Origin of the sequence: Aquibacillus rhizosphaerae (assembly GCF_030282825.1) — a bacterium.
Classification (GTDB): Bacteria; Bacillota; Bacilli; order Bacillales; family Amphibacillaceae; genus Aquibacillus_C; species Aquibacillus_C rhizosphaerae.
In genome coordinates, this window is the sequence record NZ_JASTZU010000012.1 from 182,344 (window position 1) to 201,085 (window position 18,742).

Annotated in this window: 17 protein-coding genes and 1 riboswitch; of the genes, 10 read left to right on the forward strand and 7 right to left on the reverse strand. The window is 33.8% G+C overall.

Features of this window, described 5'->3' with window-relative positions; genetic code table 11:
• Positions 1–346: 346 nt before the first annotated feature.
• The 4 genes from QQS35_RS02560 to QQS35_RS02575 form a co-directional block, all read right to left on the reverse strand.
• Entirely contained in the window at positions 347–1,408 is a 1,062-nt protein-coding gene (locus QQS35_RS02560; RefSeq protein ID WP_285930196.1) for a siderophore ABC transporter substrate-binding protein, read from the reverse strand.
• 224 nt (positions 1,409–1,632) lie between these two features.
• Entirely contained in the window at positions 1,633–2,403 is a 771-nt protein-coding gene (locus tag QQS35_RS02565; RefSeq protein ID WP_285930197.1) for an iron ABC transporter ATP-binding protein, read from the reverse strand.
• A complete protein-coding gene (locus QQS35_RS02570; protein ID WP_285930198.1) occupies positions 2,400–3,353 on the reverse strand; it encodes an iron chelate uptake ABC transporter family permease subunit in 954 nt (317 codons plus the stop codon). The genes QQS35_RS02565 and QQS35_RS02570 overlap by 4 nt, the downstream gene beginning before the upstream one ends.
• Entirely contained in the window at positions 3,343–4,296 is a 954-nt protein-coding gene (locus QQS35_RS02575; RefSeq protein WP_285930199.1) for an ABC transporter permease, read from the reverse strand. Before QQS35_RS02575 ends, QQS35_RS02570 begins: the two co-directional genes overlap by 11 nt.
• Before the next feature lie 410 nt (positions 4,297–4,706).
• Positions 4,707–4,792, forward strand: a riboswitch (cyclic di-GMP riboswitch).
• A gap of 147 nt (positions 4,793–4,939) precedes the next feature.
• Between QQS35_RS02575 and QQS35_RS02580 the strand changes: the two genes are divergently transcribed.
• The 5 genes from QQS35_RS02580 to QQS35_RS02600 all read left to right on the forward strand — a co-directional run bounded on the left by QQS35_RS02580 (position 4,940) and on the right by QQS35_RS02600 (position 9,332).
• Positions 4,940–5,404 carry a chemotaxis protein CheX gene (locus tag QQS35_RS02580; protein ID WP_285930200.1) on the forward strand — a complete coding sequence of 155 codons (465 nt, stop codon included), beginning with the start codon at positions 4,940–4,942 and terminating at the stop codon, positions 5,402–5,404.
• Between the two features lie 407 nt (positions 5,405–5,811).
• A complete protein-coding gene (locus tag QQS35_RS02585) occupies positions 5,812–6,279 on the forward strand; it encodes a chemotaxis protein CheX (protein ID WP_285930201.1) in 468 nt (155 codons plus the stop codon).
• 26 nt (positions 6,280–6,305) lie between these two features.
• Positions 6,306–6,770 (forward strand): chemotaxis protein CheW, encoded by a 465-nt coding sequence (locus QQS35_RS02590; protein ID WP_407933933.1) that lies wholly within the window; start codon positions 6,306–6,308, stop codon positions 6,768–6,770.
• Between the two features lie 27 nt (positions 6,771–6,797).
• Positions 6,798–7,154 (forward strand): response regulator, encoded by a 357-nt coding sequence (locus tag QQS35_RS02595; protein WP_285930203.1) that lies wholly within the window; start codon positions 6,798–6,800, stop codon positions 7,152–7,154.
• Between the two features lie 408 nt (positions 7,155–7,562).
• Positions 7,563–9,332, forward strand: coding sequence for a methyl-accepting chemotaxis protein (locus QQS35_RS02600; RefSeq protein ID WP_285930204.1), 1,770 nt, complete (start codon positions 7,563–7,565; stop codon positions 9,330–9,332).
• 63 nt (positions 9,333–9,395) lie between these two features.
• Here the strand turns inward: QQS35_RS02600 and QQS35_RS02605 are convergent, their stop codons facing one another.
• Entirely contained in the window at positions 9,396–10,028 is a 633-nt protein-coding gene (locus QQS35_RS02605; protein ID WP_285930205.1) for a YczE/YyaS/YitT family protein, read from the reverse strand.
• Between the two features lie 294 nt (positions 10,029–10,322).
• Here QQS35_RS02605 and QQS35_RS02610 point away from each other — a divergent pair, with 294 nt between their 5' ends.
• The 3 genes from QQS35_RS02610 (at position 10,323) to QQS35_RS02620 (ending at position 14,093) form a co-directional block, all read left to right on the forward strand.
• Complete coding sequence (locus QQS35_RS02610; RefSeq protein WP_285930206.1) at positions 10,323–11,555, forward strand: methyl-accepting chemotaxis protein; 1,233 nt, start codon at positions 10,323–10,325, stop codon at positions 11,553–11,555.
• A gap of 377 nt (positions 11,556–11,932) precedes the next feature.
• Complete coding sequence (locus QQS35_RS02615) at positions 11,933–13,102, forward strand: acyl-CoA dehydrogenase family protein (protein ID WP_285930207.1); 1,170 nt, start codon at positions 11,933–11,935, stop codon at positions 13,100–13,102.
• Between the two features lie 64 nt (positions 13,103–13,166).
• Positions 13,167–14,093, forward strand: a complete 927-nt coding sequence (locus QQS35_RS02620; protein ID WP_285930208.1) for a M14 family metallopeptidase — start codon at positions 13,167–13,169, stop codon at positions 14,091–14,093.
• Between the two features lie 50 nt (positions 14,094–14,143).
• Here the strand turns inward: QQS35_RS02620 and QQS35_RS02625 are convergent, their stop codons facing one another.
• Complete coding sequence (locus QQS35_RS02625) at positions 14,144–15,286, reverse strand: glycosyltransferase family 4 protein (protein ID WP_285930209.1); 1,143 nt, start codon at positions 15,284–15,286, stop codon at positions 14,144–14,146.
• 204 nt (positions 15,287–15,490) lie between these two features.
• A complete protein-coding gene (locus QQS35_RS02630; RefSeq protein ID WP_285930210.1) occupies positions 15,491–15,958 on the reverse strand; it encodes a YndM family protein in 468 nt (155 codons plus the stop codon).
• A 363-nt stretch (positions 15,959–16,321) separates the two neighbouring features.
• Between QQS35_RS02630 and QQS35_RS02635 the strand changes: the two genes are divergently transcribed.
• Together QQS35_RS02635 and QQS35_RS02640 are read left to right on the forward strand one after the other, a co-directional pair.
• Positions 16,322–17,803, forward strand: a complete 1,482-nt coding sequence (locus QQS35_RS02635) for a SulP family inorganic anion transporter (RefSeq protein ID WP_407933934.1) — start codon at positions 16,322–16,324, stop codon at positions 17,801–17,803.
• A 225-nt stretch (positions 17,804–18,028) separates the two neighbouring features.
• Positions 18,029–18,742, forward strand: a 714-nt coding sequence (locus tag QQS35_RS02640; protein ID WP_285930212.1) for a transposase, incomplete at its 3' end; no start/stop codon positions are given.

Here is an 18,742-nt window from a genome sequence, read left to right on the forward strand (position 1 = left end):
GATTATATCATGAATTGTTAGAATTTTATAATTAATTTGATTTTATTTAATATGGTATGATTAAGTTGCATTTTTTTACCTTTTAACAAAGAGCTAAGAGGGGCGGTTAAGTTTTAAAAAACAATTTTTGAATTGATTTGTAATTTAATTAATTTCCTAATGCCAATTTTGTCGTCACCTAAAACAATACTTAGTAGGATAAAACCGTTTCCGAACAATATAATGTTGTAGATTACGGAATAAGATAATTATGAAATTGACTCAATTAGGATAAATAATATAAAAAACTGCCCTAAATGTCAGTTCTTCTTCTGACTATCCAGGGCAGCTCCTTTGCATCCTATATTTACTTTAATGCTTCTATAACTTCTTCAATCTTATCAAGTTCGGATTGTAAGCCACCACCACTTAAATACCATAGTCCGCCATCTAAGTAGACGATTTGATCATTCTTATAAGCAGTAGTTTTCTGAATAATCTCATTTTCCATATCAGCATCAATATTTGATTCGCCATTTATCGCTGCTGTACGGTCGATAACGAATAATACTTCTGGATCAAATTCTAAAATTGCTTCGAAGCCGAAATTAGATCCATGAGATGATGCTTCAATATCATCTGTTACAGGTTGAAATCCATATACATCATAAAGATAACCAAAACGTGAATTCGATGCAAAACCTGATAAACTTCCTTCATTGTACATCGTTACTAAGCTTGTTTCGTGTCCCTCAGCTAAAGATTTTACTTCTTCTAAAGCGGAGTCAAATTCAGCTAGATATTCTTCTGCTTCTGCTTCTTTACCAAACATTTTAGCTGCGATATCTACAGATTCTAAGAATGAATTCCAATAGTCATCTTGCGTAGTACCAATGTAAACAACATTCGGAGTAATTTCTTTCAATTGGTCATAGAATGCTGATTGACGACCAGAGATAAAAATTACATCTGGCTCTAAAGCAGCAATATCCTCAAGTAATGGTTCTTTTAAGCTACCAACGTTTGTATATTCATCTGATTCATAATCTTTTAAATGAGCAGGCAGTAAGTTTCCACCACTAGCAACCCCTGTAATCCCTTCAACACCTAGTGCATCTAGAGTATCTAAAAATCCAAAATCAAACACAATAATGTTTTCAGGTTGTTCTTCAAATTCTACTTCTGCAAAATTAAATGAAGTGCCATCTCTTCCTTCAACTTCTGTAACAGTTGGTGAAATGGTCATTGGATAAGCGGAAGTTTCAGTTTCTGCTGCTTCCTCTGATTCAGAACCTTCACCTTCTGTTGCCTCGTTTTGTTCTGTTTGATCCTCAGCTGCGGAAGCTTCCTCACTTTCTTCATTAGCACCACATGCAGCAAGCACTAATGCAAAAACTAAAAGTAAAATAGCAATTTGCCATTTTTTCATAATTGTACCTCTCCTTAGTTATGTATTTTTCAATAATGATAATCATTATCATTGATAACAATTATCATTGTATAGTTGAAAATGATTCTCGTCAATACTTTTTTCAGTATTTTCTTTTTTTGTAAAAAAAGTAGTAAAAGTATAGTCATTTTTTTATTTTAAAAGAGCCTCAAGGAGGAGCATCTTATGTGCTTCTTCTTGGGGCTCTTTTAAAAGTGACTATATTATGGTGTTTGAGAATTAAAGTATACACAAATACGACAGCCATTTTGTTCTTGAACTGGAATATCCATATCATATATTTCACGTAAAGCTTCTGGATTAATAATCTCATTTGTAGGTCCATTTTTGACAAGTTTACCATCTTTTAATGCCACAATATTATCAGAATAGACAGATGCAAAATTAATATCGTGTAACACGATAACAACTGTTCTTCCTAATTCATTAACAAGTTTACGTAATATTTTCATGATTTGGACAGAATGCTTCATATCCAAGTTATTTAAAGGTTCGTCAAGTAAGATATAATCGGTATCTTGTGCAATAACCATTGCAATAAAAGCACGTTGCTTTTGTCCACCAGATAATTCATCTAAAAATTGATCTTGCATATCCATTAAATTCATATATTCCATCGCTTGTTCAACAAACTTATTATCTTCAGCAGTTAAGCGACCTTTTGAATAAGGGTACCGTCCAAATGAAACTAATTCACGGACAGTTAAACGAACATTTAAAAAGTTTGCTTGTCTTAGAATGGAAACTCGTTTAGCGAATTCTGTGGATTTCCACTTTTTTACATTATTTTTATCGAGTAGTACTTCTCCTGTATCTGCATCTAATAATCTACTAACCATAGATAAAAGTGTTGATTTACCAGCACCATTTGGTCCAATGAACGATGTGATTGTACCTGGTTGAATGGATACAGATACATCGTCAACGACAGTCTTTTTATTAAATTGTTTTGTTAACCCTTTAATTTCTATCATGCAGTAGACCTACTTTCCCTTAGTAATAAGTAAATAAAGTAAATACCACCAACGAAGTTAATGATGACGCTAATGGTTGTGCGTAATTCTAATATATGCTCCACAATAAATTGACCACCAACTAATGCAGTAATACTGAACAAGCTAGCTCCGATAATTAGGATTGAGTGCCTATATGTTGAAAAAAATTGATAGGATAAATTGGCGACAATTAAACCAAAAAATGTAATGGAACCTACTAATGCAGTAGATGTAGCAATTAAAACAGATGATAAGATGAGAATATTCATCACCAACCGGTCATAATTAATACCTAAATTAATTGCATTTTCACGTCCCAGTGACATTACATCGAGTTTTTTCATTATGAAGGAACCATAAATAAGCGAGAGTAACACAATGCCCATGGCAATATACAACAGCTCTGCTTTCACCTTTGAAAAAGAAGCAAATAAAAGTGATTGAAGTCCAAGATATTCAACTGGATCAATTAATACTTGCATGAAGGATACTAAGCTTCCTAAAAGTGTCCCGATAATCATACCAATTAACAATAATAGAAAAATTGGATATTTATCTGCACGAAATAGAAAACGATATAGTAAAAGAGCAAATATTACCATAGCTACTAATGCCACACCAAAATTTAAATATTTATTTATAATCCAGATAGACATGGACCCTGCAAAGAAATAAATTACTGTTTGAACTACTTCATACATAGAGCCAATTCCCATTACAGAAGGTGTTAAAATCCGGTTTTGTGTAATTGTTTGGAACACAACAGTTGCATAGGATATAGCAACACCAGTAATAATCATGGCCGCTACACGAATCATTCGTCTAGGGAAAGCATAATCAAATCCACCTTTAATATCATAAAAACCATATAGTAAGATACTAATCACCGCTAAAATAAATAAAAATATTATTTTTGTCCTATTTCGCATATGCTCTCCCCCTAAATAACATAATTAAGAAGATCGCACTACCGATTACTGCCACTGTGACATTGACTGGGATTTCATACGGATGAATAATAATACGACCTATAATGTCACATATTAGTAAGAAAACAATACCTAGGAAAACTGTATGGGGGATGATTTTGCGTAAATTGTCCCCCAGATATATCGATACAATATTTGGAACAATCAGACCTAAAAAAGGAATGACTCCTACAGTTAGGACTACTGTTGTAGCAATAACTGCAACAAGAATAAGTCCAATATTTAAAACTAATTTGTAACTTAACCCTAAATTTTTCGCAAAATCTTCACCCATTCCAGCGACGGTGAATTTATTCGCATACAAGTACGCTAAAATAATGGCAGGAATACTAATATACAACAATTCATAACGACCAGATATAATTAAGGTAAAACTGCCCATTAACCATGCAGATATATTTTGAATAAGATCTGCTTCATAAGCAAAGAATGTTGTAATGGACGACAAAATATTTCCATACATAATCCCGATTAACGGAACAAAAATCGCATCCTTAAATTTAATTCTATTAAGAATTTGCATAAAGACTAAGGTTCCAACTAGAGCAAAGGCGAAACTAAAAATTACTTGTTGTGTGTATGTAACGTTTGTAATAAATAACATAGAAATTAAAATTCCTAGTTTAGCTGCATCAAGGGTACCAGCAGTAGTTGGAGATACAAATTTGTTGCGACTTAATGATTGCATGATAAGCCCGGCAATGCTCATTCCTGCTCCTGCCAGGATTATTGCTATTAACCTGGGTACACGGCTAACAAAGAAAATATGTGCTTCGTCAGAATTTAAATCTAACAAGTTACTAATCTTAATATCAATTGCACCAATAAATAGCGATATAAAAGATAGAATAATAGTAGCAGTAATTAAAATCCACAGTTTCATATGTAATCCTCGTTACTTATTGTATTCACAGAATGTAAATGAAAATGATTATCATTCTAAGTGTGCGTAAATTATAATCAAAGATGAATTTGTTGTCAACAAGAGTTCGACAATATAATAAGTACAAAATGGAAAATTAATAAATCATATTCCTCATTTATCAAAAATTCGTTAAGAAATTAAGTGTCCTTGTGAAAATGCATAAGTGACTGGGAAAAAATGTAGTTTCAGTGAGATTACCAGACATAGGTCAAAGAACTATTAAATGAGAGGGGATTATTTACTTTGAAGTCCATTGAGACTAGTTGAAATATAGCAAATTACTTTCATTTTATTCGAATCCGTGTTGAAATTTGTCAAAATAATAGGTATTATGTAGGTAGTGCATAATACACAATTAAATATGGTATATGAGAAAAAGGCAAACTTCCTGAAAAGGTAGGACGCAAAGCTTAGGGTCTAAGGTCTTATGGATTATGATCGCCTGGCTACCAAGTAATTTCCTGTTGTTTGGCTATTTCTATTAATTTAGAAATAGCTTTTTGTATTTCGTGGATTATTATGTAAATTATATAAATCTGTATTCATGGTATAAAGGTTTGGGTTGATTTGGATGTAGCACTTTAGTGGGAGGGAAAACATAATGACTAGTGATCAAAAGCTAACGAGCAATCAAATGATAAAAGAGTTGTATAATGGAACCATTCATTCGGTTAAGACTGTTATACCTAACGAGCATAAAATCGGGAATCCAAAAGTTACAGTAGCACCTATTGATATTCAATTTGGAGTTTTAATTGGTTTTACTGGTGATTTAGAAGGTAAGTTAATACTTCATGCTCAACCAAATGTAATTAGTTTAATTGGACAAGCGATGTTCGGTATGCCCATAACAAACGATATATTAAATTCCTTCACCGGCGAATTGGGTAATATGTTAGCTGGAAGTTTATCAACTAGTCTTTCCTCAAATGGTATTTATACGGATATCACGCATCCAACGGTACTTAATGGAAATGCAAACCTTAGAGGGTTCAACCAGGGATTATTAGTAACGGTAACATATCCATCTATGGGTGATATGGATATTCACTTACTAGTAAATTGACTGTAGTTATTTTTTAAAAAGTATACCCATCTTATAAGAATAACAGTTCTGACAATCTTCCAACGATTGCTTAGCATTATAATTGAATAATGTTATTAGAAGAAATAATACTAATCAACAATCAAATAATTAGCCGGAAGAAGATGCAAATGATTCATGTTAACTAAGAATTTATATTTAAATAATAATATTGAAGTATTCAATTGTATTAAGGTGTAGTTTCTATAAAAATAGCGTATTTCGTTGATTTTTGTCGAAAATAAAGATAATCTTTAAAATAATATTACAAAAGTACTAGAAATGACCGATAAATTATATAGTAGAGATTTAACATGAATGACTACTGATTATATTTAAGCAATTGATATTGCTGCTGTTTTTTTTCATATTCAAAGGGGGTAACAAGATTGACTACAACTAACGAGATCAACATCAATCAGATTATTAAAGAAATTTATAATGGAACAATTAAATCCGTAAAAAATGTTATACCTATCGAACCTACAATAGGTGGTCCGCAATTATCGGAAAAACCTCTACATGTGAAGTTTGGCGTATTAATAGGATTTACTGGGGATATAAAGGGAGAACTAATTGTCCAAGCAGAACCTGAATTATTTGGTAAAATAGGAGAAGCGATGTTTGGTATGCCTTTATCAGAAGAAATGCTAGATTCTTTTTCTGGTGAGTTGGGGAATATGATTGCAGGAAGTTTGTCTACACACGTAGCCGAAAGTGGGATTAATACTGATATTACTCATCCAACAGTTTTAAATGGAGATGTAAAGTTGACTGGATTTAAGAGAGCTTTATTAGTAACGGTTACCTATCCCTCTCTAGGAGAAGTTAAATTGAGTTTAACGTTAAATCAATAATTTAAATGAACTGAGGAGGAAATATGATGGATAATACAGTTAAAATTATAATTTTTCAATTAAACAACCAGGAATATGGTGCAAATATTCACCAAATCCTATCGATTGAAAAATTACAAGATGTTGTGGCACTTCCACAAACATCAGATTTTATTAAAGGAGTAATAAATCTTAGAGGACAAGTTACCCCTGTCATTGATCTTAAAAAGAGGCTAGACATGAAAGAATCAGAACATACGGAACAAACAAGAGTACTTATTGCAAGTGTCGATGAAAATGTTCAAGTAGGTTTAATAGTGGATTCCGCAACAGATGTTATAGATATTGATGCTGGCATTATTGAGGACACTCCGGAAATGATGAATGGGGTTGAATCTACTTATTTACAAGGAGTAGCTAAATTAGAAAACAGATTACTAGTTTTACTAGATCTAGAAAATGTATTAAATTATAGAGAGATTAAAGAAGTTAAGGAAACGATTGAATCATAATAGAAAACTTTTACTCGGGGGTACAGTATGGCGAAAATTTTAGTAACAGACGATGCTGCTTTTATGAGAATGCAATTAAAAAATATTTTTACATCTTTAGGGCATGAGGTTGTTGGAGAAGCTGAAAATGGGCAAATTGCTGTAGAGAAGTATAAGGAATTAAAACCTGATTTGGTGTCAATGGATATTACAATGCCAGAGATGAATGGTGTGGAGGCAGTTAAGCAAATCAAAAGCATTGATCCAAACGCTACAGTGGTAATGTGTTCTGCAATGGGCCAACAACAAATGGTTCTAGAAGCAATCCAAGCTGGTGCTAAGGATTTTATTGTTAAACCATTTGACCAAGAAAGAATTCAACAAGCATTAGCTAAAATCTTTTAGATAATATAAAAAGATAAGAAGGCAAAAAAAATTAGAGATTTTTAGCTCAAGCGCCTACCCCCTTCTAGGGTTTAAGTCAAATATCTATGAGGTGAATAGCACCACATAGGTGTTTGTCTTAAGCTTATCGGGGTTTGAGTAGGCTGCTTGAATTTTTCTTTTTTAAAGGTAATCATCAATTTTATAATACTAATTTAAATTCCATCACAACAGTATACAGTCATTTGAAAACGCTTCCCTACCATTTATTGTTGCGGATGGCTGAATAAGGTAATGATGTATTGGGTCAAGTAATAGAATTGGGCTTTCTAAACGTATTTACCTATATGAAAAGGTTAACCAAAAAGATGATAGCGATTTCATAATGGTTAAGCTTCTATTCGTAAAGAAAAGGAAGAGGTGTGGCAAATGAAAAAACTTGTTAAATCAATAAGGATGAATCGAAAAGAAAAGGTTAACAAAGATAATGGGAAAAACAAAAGAAAGATAATTAGGTTTAAAAGTATAAAAGCTCGTATATTATTTGGATTTTCTATCGTTATTATTTTTGTAATTTGTTTAGGGGTAATTATTTCAATTGCGCAAAACTCTAACAAAAACAGTGCGGAAGTTATTATTAATGAAGAACTTCCTATGCTATTAGCTGATGAAAAGTTGCTGAACAATATTACAGAACGGATAAGTTTAGCAAGAGCATATATTTTGTTTGGTCACGGTAGTGATTTAGATCGTTTTAACAAACTTACAGAAGAGAGTAAACTATTAGAAGAAGAAATGTTGCAATCTAGTGAATCTGAAGAAATTCAGGATTTAGTTGAACAGAATATCATCTTAGAAAACTTCCTGCGAAATAAAGTGTTCGAGGTATATGATGGTGGCAATGAAGAGTTGGCAAGACAAAACCTTAAGACGGTTAACTTGTTCTCGGATCGACTAATGAGAGGTTATCGTCAATTAGTTGACAGTAGAGAAACTTCTATTATAAATAGAGGAAATCAACTAATTACCTTAGCTAATTCGTCATTTTTTTCAGGAATAATTATCTCATTTCTAGTAGTATTAATAAGTCTAATAACAGCAATTATAGTTTCGAATATGATTTCTAAGCCAATAAAAAGAGTAAGTGAGCGAATGGATTTGATTGCAAATAGTGATTTAAGTAACGAGCCGCTGGTGTCCAATGCTAGCGATGAAATAGGGGTTTTAGTGAACGCCACTAATAAAGTGAATCAAAATTTAAAAGTGCTTATCGCAGAAATTAGTGATGTTTCTGAATCTGTTTCAACTCAGAGTGGGCAGTTAACATTAGCTACAATTGAAGTAAAAGAAGGAAGCAACCAAATTGCTTCTACCATGCAGGAACTATCATCCGGTGCTGATTCACAGGCTAACCATGCTAGTGAACTAGCTACGTCAATGACAAATTTTACAGAAAAGATACATCAAGCAAATGATAGTGGAGAAATTATCTACAAATCATCACAGCATGTGATTGGACTTTCTGATGAAGGAAAAAGATCGATGGATTCATCCATTAGCCAAATGGGAACCATCGATAAAATTGTCCAGGATGCAGTGGTAAAAGTTAAAGGGTTAGATCAACAATCGCAAAAAATAACAAAATTAGTTGGAGTTATTAAAGATATTGCAGATCAAACTAATTTGTTAGCACTTAATGCTGCTATAGAGGCTGCTCGAGCAGGTGAACATGGTAAAGGATTTGCTGTTGTAGCAGATGAAGTAAGGAAGTTAGCGGAACAAGTGTCATTGTCTGTTACTGATATTACACAAATAGTAAAGAGTATTCAAAATGAGACAACGAGTGTTACAGAATCATTGACCGTAGGATATAAAGAAGTTGAAGGTGGAATGAGTCAAATTGTTTCGACCGGTGATACGTTTGAACAAATCAATCAATCATTAATAGAGATGGCAGAAGGAATAAAAACTATTTCTACCAATTTATCTGGAATAGCTTCTAACAGTGAAGATATGAATAAAGCTGTTGAGGAAATTGCTGCAGTATCAGAAGAATCCGCAGCGGGAATTGAACAAACATCTGCATCTGTTCAACAAACAGGTAGTTCGATGGAGGAAGTCGCAACAAGTTCAAATGAACTAGCATCTCTAACTGAGAGACTTAATAGTTTAATTGCTAGATTTAAGCTCAAGTTATAGTAGGAAAATCCGATCAGATAATGTTGATCGGATTTTTTGTTTTAAGACTATCAGCACTACAATCTAAGATGATAGTGTATTATGGCGTGCAGACAGTCGATCATAAATCGCTTTTATATAAGGCAAAAAGATTGTTATAAGCGCACCAGTTACAAGTGCATTAATTAAGGTGCCAATGCCAATCGCACCATTGAAAAAGAAAGCTAATATAACAAGAATAATGCTAATAAAAGCTCTAGAATAAGTCATGTTCCATCCGGTTAAACGGGAAATAATTAACATGGAACGATCTAGAGGGTTTGGAGCAAATGTTGACTGTAAGTATGTTGCTACACCAATTCCAGTTAATAAAATTCCAATGGTCAAACTGATATATTGACCCATCCAAGCTTCAGGAGCAATCCAATTATTTATTAATAGCAGCCAAAAATCAATGCCTGCTCCTGTAATGAATGAAGTTAGCAATGCATAATACTCAGGTCTTTTTTTCTCGGCAATTGAATTACAAAGAACCATAGTTAGCCCGACAACAATTTCCCAGCTTCCAATCGTTAAACCGAATGTTCGGTGGAGTCCCACAAGAAGAGCATCAAATGGCGAGGCACCTAACTGAGATTGAATGGTAAGTGCTATTCCAAGTGTAAGTATTAAAATTCCACAGATATAAAAATGGAAACCTTCGTGAAACAATCGCATGATAGTTTTTTCCTTTCTAAAACTAACTTAATCAATTTCCTAATATCAATTTTGTCGTCACCTACAACAATGTATGGGTGGATAAAACCATTTTCAAACTATATATTGTCGTAGATGACTGAATAAGGTAATTATGAAATGGACTCAACTAGCAGACATATTATCATACTATAACAAAGATAAGTTTGGAAAGGAACTACTGTGAGTGATTAAAAGAAATGTTAAATCTAGTTAACTATTTTAGAGGCAATCCGATATAAACAATATATATTTAACTTAACTAGGAGAGATGAAATGAAAATAAAATCAAGTTTGACAATGAGTTTTGGATTAGTAATTTTAATCAACCTTTTGGCCGTATGTATCAGTGTATTTTTTATTACAGGTGATGGATCTACTCCAATTTATTATTATGTACTATTGTTAGCTTTCGTATTGATAGGTATTGTAATTGCTTTTCTATCTTCAAAGAAACTAGTGAAACAAATAAATAATATTAATACGAGAATTAAAGAGACTGCCAGTGATAAAGTAGTATCTATGACAGATGCTGCCACTGTTTTAAAAGAATTAGATGAAATAAATGAATATGTACATATCTTAAATGAGAAAAAAGTCGAAGTGTTTGAATACATTTCATCAATTGCCGACCATATTACCAATCAAGGTGATAATTTCGAATTATCTACAGAACGTCTTGTATCAGGAAGTAATCAAATTGTGACTACAATGAAAGAGCTGTCTAGTGGGGCTGAGGAACAAGCAAATGCATCGTCTTCATTGACTGAAACAATGCAAGCATTTACGACAACCATTATGAATGTAGTTACGAACGGGGAAAATATTAAATCGGAATCAAAATCAATGTTATCAATCACAGAACAAGGCACGGAACTGATGAATCAATCGATAGAAAAGATGCAAGTTATAGATGAAACAATTAAGCAGTCATTAGAAAAGGTGCAAGGTTTGGATCATATGACTTTGAAAATAACACAATTAGTTACAGTAATTCAAGAAATTGCTGAGCAAACAAATTTACTTGCTTTAAATGCTGCAATTGAGGCAGCGAGAGCAGGTGAACAAGGTCGTGGATTTGCTGTTGTTGCGGATGAAGTACGTAAATTGGCTGAACAAGTAAGTAATTCAATCACAGATATAACTACAACCGCAAATGGTATCCAAACAGAATCTAAATTAGCAGTTGAAACCTTGGAACTAGGATATGATGCTGTTACCGAAGGCTCTAATCAAATCGCTACTACCGGTGATACCTTTAATCAATTAAATGTAATTATTAACAATATTGGAAAAGAAATAGAAATGGTTTCAAATTCACTATATGATGTTCTGGATAATACTAAAACTATAAATGATTCTATAACTAACATTGCTTCAGTATCTGAAGAAGCTGCTGCTGGGATTGAGGAAGTGGCCACTACTTCTGAGCAATTAACAGGTTCTGTCGAAGAAATTCAGAATGGACAAAAGAGTTTAAAAGAAATAATGAGTCAACTTCAGTTATAATTTTAGATTCTTTTGTGAGCTTTAATATAATAGTCTAACCATAAAAGCGGTAGAGCGAAATAATAGCTCTATCGCTTTTTTTAGCAAGGAAATTATAGATTTAGTGTCCAGTGGGTAACTGACTATTGCATGTGCCACGTCCAGCTTCAGCGCCTACCAGAGACAAACATCTATGTGGTAAAGAGCATCAGATAGATGTTTGTCTTAATTGCCCTAGGGTGAGCACAAAGGAATGCTACAAAGAAAGGCATCACAGAAACATGTTTTTTTCTTGTTTCGAAGGCGCCCTGCACTTTTGTTCAAAAAATGGGTGGAAGTGGAATATCATAAAAAGCTACTGTATCATGTAAGTAACGATTAAATAGGAGGTCTTTATCATGTCAGATCTGTTTCAACCTTTCATAAAAAATAAACGACAACAGAATTTGTTTACTATTGCTGAAACGCTAGCAGTCAAAGTGAAGGGAAGAGTAGCGGATGGAGAAAAACATGCTACATTCTCTTTAGATAATTTACATGATTTAAAAACAGAGGGGTATGTTTCATTAACATTACCTAAAGCTCATGGAGGAGAGGCATTAAGTCTTTACGAATTGCTTTTATTACAAGAGAAGCTAGCAGAAGGTGATGGTGCCACTTCTTTATCGATTGGTTGGCATATGGGAATTGTAATGGAACTAAGTGAACAAACGTTATGGTCCCCTGATAAATTCTCTATGATTGCCAAGGAAATAAATGAAAATAAAGCTGTTATCAATCGAGCAGCAACAGAACCAGCAACGGGAAGTCCAACAAGGGGAGGAATTCCAGAAACTCGTGCTGTACGTGATGGGAATCATTATATTCTCAATGGTAGAAAAACCTTTACTACTATGGCAAGTGTATTGGATTATTATATTGTTACAGCCTATGTTGAAGATATAGATACGGTTGGATCTTTTTTAATTAAAAAAGGAACAGAAGGAATTCGTGTTGAACATACGTGGGATACACTAGGGATGAGAGGCACAGGAAGTGATGACCTTGTGTTAGAGAACGTCAGTTTATCAGACGACTTATTAGTTGAAGTGAATAACCGAAATAGTAAACCTTCTCCAAAAGGTTGGTTATTACATATTCCCGCTTGTTATTTAGGAATTGCAATTGCTGCAAGAAATGATGCTATAAACTTTGCAAAAAACTTTCAACCCAATAGTTTAAAGACGCCTATTTCTGAGGTGGCTCATATTAAACAAAAAATTGGAGAAATGGACTTAAAGTTAATGCAGGCTCGTTATTTTATGTATGCAATTGCTGAGAAATGGGACCAATATCCTGAAAAGAGGGACAGTCTTGGACCAGAACTTGCTGCAGTAAAAACAACAGCAACTAATTTAGCCAATGAGGTAGTTGATTTAGCGATGCGAATTGTTGGGGGAAGAGGTCTTTCCAAAAAGTTTTCTTTTGAACAATATTACCGTGATGTAAGAGCTGGTTTACATAATCCCCCGATGGATGATATGGTCATAAACTTACTTGCTGGGCGTGCATTACAAGAAGGTCCGTAACTATTTGGTTATACACCCAATCTTTTTCTCGTATAGTAAAAAGGAGAGTGAAGAAGGGGGGGTTTTGGCTATTATTGTGAACCCGAAACAAATCTATACGTATGAACAAATGAAGGAAGACATTATAAAGTTAGAAAAAAAGTATACGGATATCATTTTAAGTGAAAGAATTGGGAATTCTGTAGATGGAAGGAAAATTTATGCTCTGAGAGTAGGGACAGGAAAAACAGAAATTTTTATGAATGGTTCCCACCATGCGAGAGAGTGGCTTACAACTAATTTGTTGATGAACATGATTGAGGACTACTGTGAATCTTTCGTTAATCATACTAAAATAGGAGATTATTTTCCTGGCGATATATTAACAGAAGCTTCGATTTGGTTTGTTCCAATGGTAAATCCCGACGGTGTGACCCTTGTACAAAAAGGTCATAGTAGTGCAAAAAAGCCTGAAGAAGTATTAAAGTTAAATAATTATAATCATGATTACTCCTCTTGGAAAGCAAATATTCGTGGAGTAGATTTAAACCGTCAATATCCTGCCGGATGGGCAACACTTGACGATAATGTTACAAGGCCGGGACCAATGATGTATAAAGGCCCTTCACCTTTAAGTGAGCCAGAGACAAAGGCAGTTTATAATTTTACACTTCACCATGATTTTAAAATTGCCGTAGCTTATCACTCTTCAGGAGAAGAACTATTTTGGAAGTATAAAAGTAAAGGCGAGTTATTAAAAACAACAAAGAGAATTGCAGAAAAGATAAGTGAAAAAACTGGCTATCAATTAGTATATCCTGGACCGAATCCAAGTGGAGGTGGATTCACGGATTGGTTTTTAGACTTTATAAAGAGACCAGGTTTTACACCTGAGATATCACCGTTAGTAGGACCAAGACCTGTTCCTTTAAAGAATTATGATAAAATTTGGAATGATAATAGGGAGATTGGTCTGCTACTTGCTAGTGAGGCCCTTCTTATAAAAAAATAAAGCGATAAAGAGCAATTTATAGGTTGCTCTTTACTCGCTTTATTTTTACTTCACGCATGCTTTTTCAAGGTTTCTTGTGAAATTACAGCTTGATAATTTATTAGTAATAAATTAAAAATATTATTCCATGTTTTACTTTTCGCATATTCTCTTGCTGTAAAGGACATTTTTTTTCTTTTTGATTCATCTTCAAGGGTACTTACAATCGATTGAACAAAACTTGGTACATGGTTAGGTGGACATAATAGCCCTTGCTTATTGTGTTCAATAATATTCTTAACTCCACCAGCATTTGCTCCAATTACAGGTGTTCCTGAAGACAAAGATTCTAAAACAACATTACCAAATGTTTCTGTAGAGGAAGGAAATACAAATAAATCTGAGCAGGAATAAACCTCCGCTAAATTTTCACCATGTAAATATCCTGTGAAAGTTACTGGTTGCCTTATATGGTTTTTAAGTTCTTCTTTTGATGGTCCATCACCTACGATTAACCAATGAATCTGATTAGACAATTCAGAAGGAAGTGAATTTATTATACTTGTGAGGCAATCAATGTCTTTTTCAGGGGAGAGTCTTCCAACATAAGAAAGAATAAACTTTTCCTTTATTTGATATTTATTGCGTAAATCTTCTATATTGTAGTTAGGGTGGAATAAGTTAGAATCAACTCCTCTTTCCCAAATATCTAATTGATCAAATCCTCGGATTTTCAAGTGCTGTAGAGTATCCATTGATGGTACAAAAATTTTTTCCATTGGTTTATAAAACCAGTTGAGGTATTTCCACAACCCATTCGATAATTTGCCTAGTTTATAATATTCTAAATATTTATCGAAATCAGTATGATACGAACCAACCAATGGAACATTGTTCTTCTGAGCGTAATGCATTCCACATAAACCGATACTAAAAGGAGTAGCCACATGAATAATATCAGGTTCAAATTGTTTTAGCTCAGCCTTTACGTGAAGCAAATTAGGAATGGAAAAACGACACTCAGGATAAAGAAGAAATGGAATACTAGTATGTTGATAAATATGATCAGATTCGTTAATCGACTTCGCACTCTTAGGAGCAAAAACTTTGTAATTATCTCCATTACTCTCTAAGTAGTCTGTGAACCTCTTTAGTGTTTTTGCTACACCATTTACATCTGGTGTGTAGGTATCGGTGAAAATCGCAATATTCACATTTATCACTCCTCGATAGAATAAAGATTCTACTATAAGGATATAAAGAATAAATGTAAAAAACGACCTTATTGAAGTAAAGTTACTGTAAAGAGTGCATGTGCATCAGTTAGAACTACCACGAAAATCCTCGAATCCTCCTATTTGGTGTATTATGTAAATGTATGGCTCATTAAAGGCAGGCGGAATCCTGCCTTTAATGAGCTAGTCCTCTTTATTGTCTTCCTTGTTCAATTCAATAATATCTTTATTAGGGTTTTCTTCGGCAAATTCCGTTTGTAAATTTCCCATGGTACTTTTGCGATCTATATACATATCTTTTTGATGATTTAATATCTTATTTTGCATATAGATATGGAACAACGCTTCAGAGCTACTAATTAAAACTGCGCTAAAAAAAGAAGCTGTTACAACACCATAATCTGCTAGAAATAATAAATTACTTAATACCCAGATTGCGAAAAAAGATAATCCGAAGTCCGCAGTTGTAGCAACTAAATTTCCGAAACGTGGCAAGATATACAAATCCCCTACTACATATGCAACACCAGTAATAAGTACACTTAACAAAAGGATATCAGTTAAGGTTGCTGTATAAAAACTTGCGAGAATTGAAAAGAGTACAATGCTAATTACGATGAATTTAATTCCAATGGCTTTTATATGTTTCATTTCCTACCACCTTCCGCTTTAATTAATCTTATTGTTTGTAAAATAAGTTGAATTAGTCAGAAGAAGTAAGGAATTTTGGGAAAACATTTTATTTGATTATAAAATACTATTTTTGAAAAAAAGATTAATTTTAAGATATTTGAAGGAAATTGAAGTTAAACGCCAATGACGTGCGCTTACATCGTACTTTGGGATTTAAATAACATATGGTAAGATACTTTTTGTCATAAACGGTCCGACTTTCATGAGAGTTGAAAGTCATAAAATAAATATATTCATTTAAGTGTGGCCCTCTGTTAGAAAAAATCCAAATTTTTTCACAGTGTCCTACAATTAAATGAATATTTCAATAAACAAGGGGAGATGTTCGAATTGGATATAGCAACAATGAAAAAAGAATGGTTCGGTAATGTTAAAGGAGATATACTTGCAGGCCATGTCGTGGCACTTGCGCTAATTCCTGAAGCAATTGCCTTTTCCATTATTGCTGGTGTTGACCCAATGGTAGGGTTATATGCATCTTTTTGTATTGCAGTCGTTATTGCATTTGTAGGTGGGAGGCCTGGAATGATATCGGCTGCCACTGGTGCAATGGCACTATTAATGATTACGCTCGTAGCTGAGCACGGATTACAATATTTATTAGCAGCAACTATTCTTACTGGAATTATACAAATTATAATGGGTGCGCTAAAATTAGCAAGGTTTATGAAGTTTGTTCCACGCTCAGTTATGATTGGCTTTGTTAATGCCTTAGCTATATTAATATTCACTTCGCAATTAGATCACTTTGTTGGTGAGTCATGGCAGATGTATGCTCTGGTAGCTGGTGCTTTAGCCATTATCTATATTTTACCGAGGTTTACAAAAGTAATTCCTGCTCCGTTAGTAGCTATAGTTGTAATTACAATTATTGCTATCTACTCTGGGAGTGGGGTTCGAACTGTAGGAGATATGGGAGAATTAACACAAGCATTACCAATGTTTTTATTGCCTAGTATTCCATTGAATTTTGAAACGTTAGCAATTATTTTTCCGATTTCTTTGGCTCTTGCAATTGTTGGCTTGTTAGAATCATTCTTAACTGCCCAAATTGTTGATGATATGACAGATACAGAAAGTAATAAAAATAAGGAAGCTAAAGGACAAGGGATTGCTAATATTGTTTCTGGTTTCTTTGGCGGCATGGCTGGATGTGCAATGATTGGGCAGTCAGTTATTAATGTTAAGTCCGGTGGTAGTGGTAGATTGTCTGCTTTAACTGCAGGGGTTTTTCTTATGGTATTAATCTTGGCTTTTAATGACTTACTCGTTCAAATACCTATGGCGGCACTAGTTGGTGTAATGATTATGGTGTCGATAGGTACCTTTGATTGGAGTTCATTAAAGACGCTTCATTTAATGCCAAAAACGGATGCGATTGTGATGATAGTAACTGTTGGGACGGTTGTTTATACGCACGATTTGTCTAAGGGTGTTCTAGCAGGTGTGGTTTTAAGTGCAATTTTCTTTGCCTCTAAAATTTCAAAACTAGATGTGAAAAGTATAATGGTTGAAGGAAGTAATAAGAAGATATACAGAATAACTGGACAATTATTTTTTGCTTCTGTAACAGATCTTGTTGCATCATTTAACTTTAAAGAAGATGTTAATTATATTGAATTAGATTTGAGTCGAGCGCATTTATGGGATGATTCTGCTGTAGGAGCGATTGATAAAATAGTTCTTAAATACAAAGAGAATGGAAAAGAAGTAAATGTAATTGGTCTCAACAAAGAAAGCTCAATACTAATTGAAAAAAGAGCTGTTTATGACAAGCCAGATGCAAAATTAGCAAATCATTAAATCATATAAAAAGCCTTCAGAAGGAATGAACAATAATATTCCTTTTGAAGGTTTTTTTAATTCATTTGTTTTTTAGATATTATATAAAAATATTGGCTCTATACTGAATGTGGTGGTGTCCTCAGTCCTATCAAGGGACAAAAGAAAAACAAAAAAATACACTCATTCCCCTCTCTTTTGTTAACCTAAAGTTGTTGAGACAAAAGGAAAAAGGAGAGGGAAAGAGTGCAAAATCATTTTATCATAGAAATGTTAGGGATTAAAGACAAGCATGTTGATGTATGGGATTTCAGTGATCAATCCGACTATTTGTTGGTGGAATTGCGGACAAAAGTCAAAAAACAGAAGTGTCCGTTTTGTAGTACGAAAACGAAACGTGTTCATGGTTATCGCAACCAGAAAATCCAGGGATCAATTATGTCTAATAGATCCTTGAAAATTTCCTTATGCAAAAGACGATACCTCTGTGTGAATTGTAACCATACCTTTTACGAAAAACTACAGATGGTGGATCGCTATCAGCGGTGTACAAATGTGGTGCAGACGACTGCGTTAACTTATACGGCTGTTGGTTCTTTTACTACTGCAGCTCAGTTAACAGGGATGACGACAAATCGATTATTGCGCTTATTTAATCGACATAAAATCGAAACTACAAAAGTTCTTCCGCGAGCTATATCTATTGACGAATTCAAGGGTGATGCAGGTGGGGAAAAGTTTCAAACCGTCATCGCAGATGTAGAGAATAAAGAAATTGTGGATGTGTTATCCGATAGAAAAGTAGACACAATACAGTCCTATTTACAGTCCTGTGATACCAGTAAGACGGAGATTGTGGTGATGGATTTGTCAAAGTCTTTCAAGCAAGCTGTACGTAAGGCATTGGGTAATCCATTAATTATTGCTGACCGGTTTCACTTCATGCGCCAAGTGTATTGG